General features: G+C 29.8%; 4 protein-coding genes. 1 reads left to right on the top strand and 3 read right to left on the bottom strand.

The window, feature by feature from the left end:
- Positions 1 to 23: 23 nt before the first annotated feature.
- Positions 24 to 680: an EndoU domain-containing protein gene (locus tag BBI01_RS18715; RefSeq protein WP_065396165.1), complete on the bottom strand. Its 657-nt coding sequence runs from the start codon at positions 678 to 680 to the stop codon at positions 24 to 26.
- 336 nt (positions 681 to 1,016) lie between these two features.
- Between BBI01_RS18715 and BBI01_RS18710 the strand changes: the two genes are divergently transcribed.
- Entirely contained in the window at positions 1,017 to 7,529 is a 6,513-nt protein-coding gene (locus tag BBI01_RS18710) for an NACHT domain-containing protein (RefSeq protein ID WP_065396164.1), read from the top strand.
- 50 nt (positions 7,530 to 7,579) lie between these two features.
- Here the strand turns inward: BBI01_RS18710 and BBI01_RS18705 are convergent, their stop codons facing one another.
- Both BBI01_RS18705 and BBI01_RS18700 read right to left on the bottom strand, forming a co-directional pair.
- Entirely contained in the window at positions 7,580 to 10,429 is a 2,850-nt protein-coding gene (locus tag BBI01_RS18705; RefSeq protein ID WP_065396163.1) for a tetratricopeptide repeat protein, read from the bottom strand.
- Between the two features lie 53 nt (positions 10,430 to 10,482).
- Positions 10,483 to 11,100, bottom strand: coding sequence for an NADAR family anti-phage protein (locus BBI01_RS18700; RefSeq protein ID WP_065396162.1), 618 nt, complete (start codon positions 11,098 to 11,100; stop codon positions 10,483 to 10,485).
- Positions 11,101 to 11,109: the final 9 nt, after the last annotated feature.

The raw sequence follows: 11,109 nt of genomic DNA, 5'->3' as shown, positions 1-11,109 counted from the left end.
CAAAAAATTTTAAAATATTCTATCTAATTTAAATGCTCAATTAAAGGATATACTGTTCTCAGTTCACCATTTTTTATTATAAATTCGAGTGTTATTCCCTGGCTTGTAACTCCTTGAAATGTATAATTATTTATTTGAATTTTAGTTGAAAAAGCAAAATAACATTCATTAATGAGTAATTGCAAATCCCAGTGTTCAGGGAAAAATGTCGTAGGTTCTGATTTTAAAATCCATTTCCCTGTTCGTTCATTAAAAACTTCTATTATACATTTCTTTATCCCAAGATCAAGCTCTTCTTTTATCACTTCAATAATTTTTACTTTTTCCGAAATTAAATGTATTCCTGAAACATCGTCTGAACTTATGCGTCCATTGAGTGAGTGTTGCATTATTTTATAAATGAAACCCATAAAAACATTGTCCTTTAAATCTGGAAAAACGATAATGTTTTTAACTCGGACGATGAATTTTTCTTCAAATATTTTTTGAGCTCTCCTTGGATTACTTTCTAACAAATTTTTATAAATAGTTGAATCAGATTTTATGTCTTTCAGATTATTATATGGTCCTTCAAAATTGAGACTTTCAAAAGGATGGGCTTTTTCAATTTCAACAATTCTTTCACCATGAAGCATATCTTGATGTTCGGATGGTAAGTATTTATGTATGTAGTATGGCATTTGTGGATTGGTATTTTAGAAACTAACTATTTTTTTAAACTTCTTTGGTTCTATTTTTATAATATATTCAAACATCATTTCTGTGATATGTTTTCTAACAAATTTTTTATACATCCTAAAGTTGTTGCAATGCAGTGCAATATTTAGATATTATACTTTACCGTTTTTGAATTAGTTTCTTCCGAGCAATATTGTAGTTTAAAATTTTTGGATTCCTTTTGTAGACGTTTTTTTTAGATACAAAATGAAGAGCAAAATTCGTATTTTTAGCTGGAAAACTTTTTTGTTTAGTTCATATAAAACTAACAATTATTAATCATTTAAAAACAAAAATTCATGGAGGGTTCCGCATCGCAGGCAGGATTTTATTATCAAAACAACGTCGCCGCTTTAAAAATTATAGAATGCTTGTTTTTCAATTCAGATATTTTGCAGGTAAGATTAGAAAATTATGAGGAAGGAAACCACATTGATGATATAATTATTTATCGACATTCGAAGATTGAGTATTTTCAGGTGAAGTGGGCGCTTGATGAAGAGAAGACATACACGATATACAGCATGTTAAAGTCTGAAAAGAATGATGAAGGAAAAATTTTGAAGAAATCTCTATTTAAGCAGTTGGCAGAAGGATATCAGAGTGTGAAAAATACAGGTAAAGACTTTTCTATTACTTTATTTACTACAAAAAAAGAAAGCAATGTAAAACGCCCTTCCGAAGATATTAATTTTGGACTTACAGACCTGCGTAATAATATTATTGATCGTTTAGATGATTCAAATCAATTAAAAAATCTTGCAGTTTATGACGATTATAAGGTTGTTTTAAGTAAAATACAAAATGAGTGTTCATTAGATGATAACTCTTTTAATGAGTTTTTGAGATGTTTAGATTTTAAGTTTCGTCAAGATAGCATTGAAGAGATTCAAAATAGTATTAAATATAAATTGGAGACGCTGGGTATTGAAACTGAACTATTTGAAAAGCTTATTAATGCAGTTGTAAAATGGTGCATTTCGGGCGAAAAAATTACGAAGGATCTTGTACTTAAAGAACTTGGTATTTTAGATAGATTTGATGATAAACTGTCTCATTATTTTAAGGTTGTTGATGATGAAAGTTATGTAAGTAATGAAAGTTTTTTTGAGAAGCTTAGGAGTAGTTTAACTCAGCTAAGCAATGGCTATATATTTATTGAAGGACTTCCTGGTATCGGAAAATCAACAGCTCTTACAAAATTTAAAGAAGAAGAGCCATCAAGTATTTTAGCCTACTATTGTTTTATACCCGATGTTAGTAATAATTTTGGGGAGCTTCGCCACAAGTCATCATATTTCCTAAAATCATTATGTATAAGCATTGAAAAATATTTTCCGGACGTTGATCTTCCTGGTTTATTTTCAACAAATTTTGAGGAAAAATTAATTAGATATCTGGATAAACTAAGTTCACTTAACAAAAAAATTATTTTTATAGTTGATGGCTTGGATCATGTGCATAGAGATACAACTATTGGCGACGGATCCTTATTAAATGTCATTAAAGGAGCTCTACCAGAAAACATATTTTTTATCTTAAGTTCACAATATTCTTCATTACTGTCACCATCTGTCAAACAGATTATTGATTCTGATAGCCGAAGACATATTGTAGTTAACCCTTTTTCTCAGCCGGAAATTCTTGAATACTTGAATAAAAAAGGTATTCAAAGTCCCGAATTTATTGATATTATTGAGCGGGTTTCTGGTGGCATTCCTGTTTATTTGCATTACATTTCAGAAGTTCTTCTGAAAGAAGATAGCAATAATTATGAATCGGTTTTAAAAGATTTTCCAGTTTTAAAAAATGGTGAAATAAATTATTACCACGACTATCTTTTCCAGAAAATTGTAGATGATTCTCTCTCTAAATGGGTTCTAGCTGTGTTAGCTTACAGAAAGGAAAATACATCTTTAGAAACTTTACATCAAATACTTGTTTTAGCTGGAGAAAATAGGCCAATTACCGAGGTTGAAAATATTGTAAACCGCTTTTCCTATCTCCTTAAACAAATAGATGGTAGATCATTTTCTATTTTCCATAATAGTTTTCGTGAGTTTATCATATCAAAAACTTTAGATCTAAAGAACAAGTTTAATAATGCTTTAGTTAATTTTTACAGAATAAATCCTTTTTCAGATGAGGCATTCAGAAATTATTTTAAGCACCTTTACGAAATTGGAGACTATGATACTATAATCACTTCAACAACGTCAGAATGGGTCAAGGCTAGTTGGGAAAATTATCGGGGCCAGAATGAAATTGAAGATAATCTTGATATCGCAATGAAAGCCACTATAGAAAAGGCTTCACTTTCTGAATTTACTAGAATTGCTTTTATTAAAGATCAATTTGCTCAAGCTAAAGATAATTTAGGCCATTCGGGAATTGACTTTACTATGTTATTACTAAACTCGGGTCATACAGCCAATAGCTTAAGGACTATTTGGGATGGAGATTTTGTATTAACTAGTAAGGAATATTTTTGTCATTATATAGGTAAATATTACCAAAAAACTGGCAATATATTGCCTGCGGCCGTAATCAAACAGGGCTTTTCAAAATCTATGATTGATAAAAGTGTCAAAAATTTAACTATTCAGTATAAAGCGGAAGCATTGGTTAAGGACAATATTCTAGAAATATTTGACAATATCGACAAAATCAAATGGGTACAATCAAACAGAAATAACAGAAGTTTTAAACGAAAATATTATCCGGAAGAAGCGAATAGAAAGACTAATACAAAGATAAAATTAGAAATTCTCGATTATTTGGTTGAACATAATCAGTCAAAAAAATTGTTTTTGCTAAGAACAAAATTACTCGATAGCGAATTTTATCCAGAAGTAGAGATCGCTGTAATAAAGCTCTTACTATCAATACCCGCCCAAAAAAAAGAAGCTGTCACACTTCTTAAAAAAGTTGACTTCAGTAAGTTTTCAGACAATCGCTATTTAAAGTTGATTGTACTTTGTACTAAATTTTTTAGCAATAAAGAAATGCTAGAATTATTCCCTTATAGGGATATGCCAGCCCCAAAGCTTTTTGATAATGTTGTTGATGATAAACATAATAAGTATGAACTTAGGGAAGAAATAATTTTACTATTTAATAATTTGAAATATTTCTGGATTTTTAATCCTAATGTCGTAGAAGAGCTCCGAATAGATGCTTCCTACTTTGATAGCCCTGCAGAAGAAATATATGATTCTATTTTTGCATTATCAAAAATATGGAATGACAATCGTTCAGCTAATTGTGATGAAGATGATTTATTAGCATCCTTAGAAGAGTCAATTGATACATTATATATCCCGAGACCTAAAGAATTTCGTCCTCGTGCTAGAGGACTATTTGATATGGATACAGATAAGAGTTTCATATCTTCAGGTATAAAATATCTATTTAAAAACATTTTTGCCGTTGCTAACGAAACGCTTTCAAAAGAAAGAATTGAAAAATTAGTTATTTTTTGGATTGACAAAGATAAAAGCGGAGATGGGTTTAGGCATTATTCTGTTGGATTACAAATTGCTAAAACTCTTTCTACTAATCAACGCTTTAATTTTGAAGATATCATTTTTAAGCTTTTAAAATATGCAGAAGAGGTAGCTAGAATAGAACACGACACAGTTTCTTTGACGACCTATCTTGGAAAAGTCTGTGATGCATATGGAAGGATGAGATTTAATGATGATTTTAAAAGGTTATACAGTCAGATTCTCGATACAGCATTTGGTTTAGGATATCGAAAGGATTATCGATCGACTAATATAATAGAGCCTTTAAAAATGATTCACGAATTAGATCCCGACGGTACTCTAAAAAGATTAGAAGATGTTTTTTATACTCAGAATCAACTTAATAATGCTGGCAATGGTCGAATGGAACATATTTCTATATCCAACCTTATAGCATTTGCTATTCAAATTTATCCCTCTTTGGGATTTAAGCTTATGGAGTTAGAAGAGTCTTCAATATCTAGAAATGAAGCATTCAAAATAATTATAGGATCATTAATCACAAAATCAGGAAAGGATGAACTTAAACTTTTTCTTGCACTAATAAAAACTTTGCAGCGTTGGAGAGATGCCAGTTCAAGCGAATCCACATTTTTAGATCTTGCAAAGAAATTGCTACTAAAAGCGATTGAGTATTCTGATGATCAATTGATTTTTGAAATACTTGATATTGTTAAGTTTAATGCTTTAATTGAGTTAGAGGATAGGAATGTCTTACCTGCTTTTGCAAATATTCTGCAGCAAAACGGAATTTCTCTGGTAGAGTTTGGATTAGAGGAATATATTGAGATTAATCCAGCTAATTCAAGTAGAAAAAATAAGAATGCTGAAGTAAGTACAAACATTGAAAGTACAGTTCAAACAATAGAAAGTATAAATCAATTATTTACTGAGAATTATGATGAGTTTAATGCTTTTTTAGAACAAGAGTTTAAAGAAAAACGTTTTAACCGAAAGGCCAATTTATTAAAAAAAGAAAGAAGAAATATTAATAAGCTTTTTACTGATTTTTATAAAAGCTTCCTCTCAAATGATCAGAAATTGGTTATTGATAAAAGCAAGTATGTTATTGCGAAGCAGTATGAAAATTTAAAAAATGAAATTTTAAATGCTCCAGAAGGTAATAATGCATTTAAGGAATTTGAAAAGCTATTTTTTAATTTTGTAAATGAAATTGATAATTTATTCAATGAGGCAACATTTCTAAGATATTTACAAAAGGATATTGATTTAGATGGGTGGTTAAGAAATATTTTTAAAAATATTAATTGGCGCCACGATCACATTTTTTATCAAGTTCTTACTGATAGTGATGTTATGTATTTAGTAGATAATTGCTCCATATTTGAAATTGATAAAATACTTGATTTTGTAAATAAATGGACAAGTCGTTCGATAAGGTCTGCAGCACTTTTAAAAATTGCAAATAAGATAATGCCTGTAGACTTTGAAAGAGCAAAAAATGTGATTTCGCAAGTTTCAGAATATGAATTTGACAGCTTATTATTTCAGCACGAAGAATCTACAAACCTATTAGACTTTGATATTTTTCAAACTACATTTAATTCTAATGCAAATTATGGTAAAACATTTCTTTTAAAAAGCTATTATACTCAGAAAGGTAAATACAGTGGAGATTTGACCGGCTCCCTTGGAAAACTTTTTAAGTATAAAGAATATTTCGAAGATAATACTGTTAATTCCTATTACATCGGTAATTTGAGTTTTAACAAAGGTCTTGCTTATGGATTACCGGAAGTCGAGAACCATTATGGATTTTTGGTAGAACATACAGAAACATTGTCATTTTCAGAAATTGTTATAAATCATTTAGTTTGGTTGTTTAATTATCCTGCAGTTAAAATCCGAGAACTATCATTGCAATCCTTATTTGATTTAATTTCAGAAGATGATGATTTGCTTTCAGTTTTTATACAACGATCTCTTAATAATGGTAATAGTAATGAGATCGAGTGGGGTATAGTGTTAATTCATGCGATAGCACTACACAATCCAAAAATCATTACAAAATATAAGGAGAAATTTATAAAACTGTTATCTCATGAACATGTCAATATCGCTGAGACAATGAAAGATGTACTCCTTACGATTGAAAATTCCGAAGGGTTATTTTTGACAGATATTGAGAAACAAATCATAGATAACGTAAATTCTGCAAGCCGATTAATTTTAAATTCTGAAGACATCGTATTACCTAGCAAAAGTAAGTTCATTTACTCTTCTTTTCAATATGATCTTATGTATAAGCTAAACGAAATGGATAATGAAGAAAATTTTTTCGAAAGTGTACATTCTGAAGTTATTTTAAAGGGTTGGAAGGATTATGATCAAGAAAATGAAAGTAATGTCCATCAGAGGTATAATATAAATTCCAACTTTGATGTTATCGAAGTTCAATCACCCTACTACGACGCTCTTAAAGAGACTATAAATAGGGTGTTTCACAAAAAAATCAAGCGAAATTGTTTTGATTCAAAATTCATTGATTTATTTAAAAGTTCATTGAGAGTCTTTGATCCTTCTAATCTTCTAATTAAGGTGGTTAGTAGACCGGAAGAAATTTCCTACGTTGATGAGAACTTAAGTAAAGCAGACTTTTACGGATTTTCTGATTTTGATAATATCGTTGAAAATTTAATCAAAAGAGATACTGAATATATACCTCTTATAGAATTTGGAAACCAAAGAGCAAATAATTATAAAATGCTAAGTGGAACATGCTATTTTGAAGTGAAAGCTTTTCTAAAACATCAAAGTTATGATATTAAGAATTTGGAAAAGAAAAATTCATTTGAGCCTTTCTTAGCCTCAGAAAATAAATATGCAAATGAGTTACCGACTTTATTGGATACAGCATCTTCCTTTCCTGTTAAGGATCTTTATCCCCTTTTGCAAATTTCTTACAATAATTTTAGAGGTGAGAAAGATTTACTTAATGCAAATATTTTTAATGATGTATTTTCCGAACTAGGTCTTCCTTCAAATAATCTTCTAAACATTTTCAAGAGCGATATTCAGAATGATGTACAAGCTATAAAATGGATTAATAGCTATACAGGAGGGCCGTCGTGGAGAAGGTGTAAACCTTCTTCAACTGGATTTACTTTTTTAATAAAAAAAAGTATTTTGTTAAAATACTTACAGGCAAATGAATTGCAGTTATGTTATAGAATTAATCTACGGAGATCTACGGATAATGATCGAATTGAAAAGTTTATGAGTTGGTCTGACCTTCAAAAAGACATAGTAATCTCAAATTTCTAAAAAAAAATCGCATAGTAAATATGCGATTTTTTTAATTTTTTTAAAGAGAATTAATTTTGTGTGTTTTTAAGAGTTTCTTTTAATATTTTAACCCCTTCATCATCACCTTGAAGCTCTGCAATCAAAATCATAAGTTTTAGAATTTCAATATGGTGATTTAATTCTTTTAGTTCTAGGTCTAAATATATTGACCCAGCTATTCTTGCGGCAAGATTAGCATTTTCCAAATCTTTATCTAATACATGTGCGTAACCCAATTTGAGATAATAGTTAATAAGAAAAACATCATTTTTTAACTCTACAGGTAACTTTTTATGAAGCTCTATCGCTGTTTTATAAAGTTTTATCGCCATAGGGAAATTGCTTAATTCATTATAAGCTGATCCCATTATTTGGGCTTGTATAGGATATGAAGGGTCGTCATATAGATCATACTTTTTTCTAAGTTTTTCTATTTTTTCAAAATAATCAAAAAACAAAGGAAAATTCCCATTATTAATTAAGAGTGTTGACATATTGCACATAGACATTAATAAATGGGGGATCGCCTTCCTGTCAGCTACACTTAAAATTTCTATTGCCTTTTCAAAGTAAGTAAAAGCTTTGTCTAACTCTCCATCCGCTGCTAGTGTTAAAGCAATATTATTTGACATAATACCCAAAAGGCTATCGTTTTTATCCAGATGTTTTTCAGCACGATCGATCAGGTCTTGCCATCTTGATGTCATTGTATCTTTTTTAATCCATCCATATATATTTAAGACTTCATTTTCCAACATTAACATTGGTTGGTAAATTTCCGTTCTGAACGGTTCCTTAATTTCCTTTAAAATCGCTTCACCATATTTCAGAAATCTTAAGGCTTGAGACAGATTATTGTTGTATCCTTCTTTTATTCTTGCTGATAGATTTATAACGTTAAATAATTGATTCAAAAATGGTGAGCTATCATTACGCTCTTGGTAAAGTATAGATTCTCTCAGCATTTTATGCATAGTAATTCTTTTACCATTTCTTTCCAATAATCCCTTGCTGTGTAAAGTATTTATGATGTTAGTAAATGCTATCGTGTTAGGTGCAACACTTGCTTTTCCGAACCAGTCTACCAAATCAATAAAATTGGTTTCCTCTAATGGAAGAAGTGCAAAGAAACTAAGGTAATATTTGTCAATTGATTCAAGCTTAGATAAGTCAAAAGTCTTATTAAGAATTATTAAAAGACTTAATGATTCTCCATAATCGTTCTGTAGCTGCACCTGAATAGTTTGATCATCAAGACTTTTTTCCTGAAAATGTTTTAAGACATCAGCTAATGTTAATGTAAAACTCTGCTGAATAGTTTTGGCTACTAATGAAATTACAAGCGTATTATACTCTACAGTGTCAAACAGCAATCCAAGTTGTTGGTCATCTACTGGATCTTGATTCTCAATGGATAAATATAAAGCTTTCGCTTGTTCAAATTCCAATGAGGGTAGAGGGAAATCTTTCCAATCTTGTAGTCTTAATCTTGTTCCGGCAATAATATTCCAATTTTGTAACGATTTAACTATTTCCATTTCTGGCTCTACAACATCATAACTATCTACTATCAGTAGGTTTTGACCTGGTATATTGTTCAGTGTATGTACAATTAAATTTAATGCCTCATTAAATTGCTCTGCTTCCAAAGGCGGGATTTTAAGCGAAGATGTGATTTGTTGATTAGTGGTCAAACTATTAACTAATCCTGATTCAACATTTAGCCATAAAATATAATCGTACTCTGAATGGAATTTGTGAACAAATGACTTTATTAAATAGGATTTCCCCATCCCACCGTTTCCATTTACACTTATATGTTTATTTTCAGACAATAAACGCTTTAAATCATCAATTAAATCATTGCGTCCATTTAAATTGTCTGGATTTACAAATGGTATAGTCGTTAAAAAATGTGGAAAAAAGTCATTTGCTTTTTTGTATTCAGCTGCTATTTTGTTTAATATATCGCTGTGCTGCTCTTGAATTTTTAATGAATTGTCTAAAATATTTTGAACATTTACAAGTTTATCTTCTAAAATATCCAATCTGAAATTAAACAGATTTAATAGCCGTTTATCAATATATTTCGTTAATTCAGAATCTTTGGTTTCTAAAATTTGGTTTAAGATGCTATTTGTAACTTTACGGTCTTGTGGATTTTTTTCTTGTGATCTCCTGTAAATCTCACAAAGTAACGCTTCCATTAATAGCTTAACTGGTCTACTGCTAAAAATAGGATCTTGAAGTAATAGATGAATTTCGTTGGTTAAAATAATTATAGCTTCTTCAGGAGGAATTTCATCGAAATGCCAAAATATCTTTCCTGTGAAATCTTGTATTAAGTTTTTATCATTAATAATATCTTCAAAATCAGAAATATTCTGTGAGTTTTCTTCTTTTTTCGTAGAATTATTCTTTTCTAACTTCTTTTGAATTTCATCGAATAGAATTTCAGATATTTTATTACTACATAAATTTAGTAATTCTTTATTTATAATGGGCTGCTCTGAAATCCATTTATGGAGTATATCTTCTGTTTTAGCAACGGTTGTATTTGTTATAAAATCAAATACAAGATTTTCTACCTGATCATTATTTTTTAAGTATAATGCAAAAAAATTAAGAATGGCTTTTCTGATCTCTTTTGATTGAAAGCTAAATGTAGAGGAATAACATTTGATTTGTGTAAAAATTATTTCTTCTCCAACTTCTTTGATATCGTCATCTACTTCGGTGAAAATATCCTTATCTACATTAGAGGTGTAATTTTCAAGCCATTTTTTTGCAACTGTTAAATATTGGAAATAAAACCCTCTATTTGTAGCAATCGCATCTCTATTGATGTCGATTAATGCTAGTAACTGTTGGTCTTTCATTATGCAAAGTAAAATAATGGTCGGACGTAACCTTTGAATAGAAAAAATAATGCTTAATAAGCATAGATGTCATCAATGTCTCCAATAAAGTATTGATCATTATGAGTCTCACTAATTGCGTGGTCAAAAAGTAAAAATCCACTTATATCCGGTGGATAAATTACGGAATCATTAGTGATGTCTTGTGACTTTAATTTTTCTCTTAGTTCCATAAGAAGCCTACCTAGAGCATTTACCCCCTGAAGTGTGTCAGCATTTATAGGCTTTGCCCCCCAGATATCATCCTTCGTAGAATATTCTACAATACTTTTACTATCCGTATTTAAAATGACGGTTGAAAATTTGTCAAAATTTTGTATCAATTTTACTTCAAGACACCATTTCATAATTTTAAACTTTACAAAATCCCAATCCTGCCGAGTATATTCAATATACTTTCTACTGATTTTTTTAGCATCCATAGGATTTTGTGTTCGAATGATTTCTTCCTGTATTTGTGGAAATAGTGAATACCTACAAGCTTGATATAATACTTCCGTACTTTGAATATTTATTTCATTTATAAAAAGAGGAAAACTAGGAGCCATATTAGACAGCCCACCAAATTTGCCTTGAGTTTTAGCAAAGGTGATCACTTCCTTAATTTTATATTCTCTTCTGTTAGAATTCATATTGCTAAA

The organism is Chryseobacterium artocarpi (assembly GCF_001684975.1).
GTDB classification, from domain to species: Bacteria; Bacteroidota; Bacteroidia; order Flavobacteriales; family Weeksellaceae; genus Chryseobacterium; species Chryseobacterium artocarpi.
This window is presented reverse-complemented; position numbering and strand designations above follow the sequence as displayed.

What these genes read in the sequence shown, in the direction of transcription:
- BBI01_RS18700 (WP_065396162.1), bottom strand. Translation starts at nt 11,100, where the DNA reads ATGAATTCTAACAGAAGAGAATATAAAATTAAGGAAGTGATCACCTTT.
- BBI01_RS18705 (WP_065396163.1), bottom strand. Translation starts at nt 10,429, where the DNA reads ATGAAAGACCAACAGTTACTAGCATTAATCGACATCAATAGAGATGCG.
- BBI01_RS18710 (WP_065396164.1), top strand. Translation starts at nt 1,017, where the DNA reads ATGGAGGGTTCCGCATCGCAGGCAGGATTTTATTATCAAAACAACGTC.
- BBI01_RS18715 (WP_065396165.1), bottom strand. Translation starts at nt 680, where the DNA reads ATGCCATACTACATACATAAATACTTACCATCCGAACATCAAGATATG.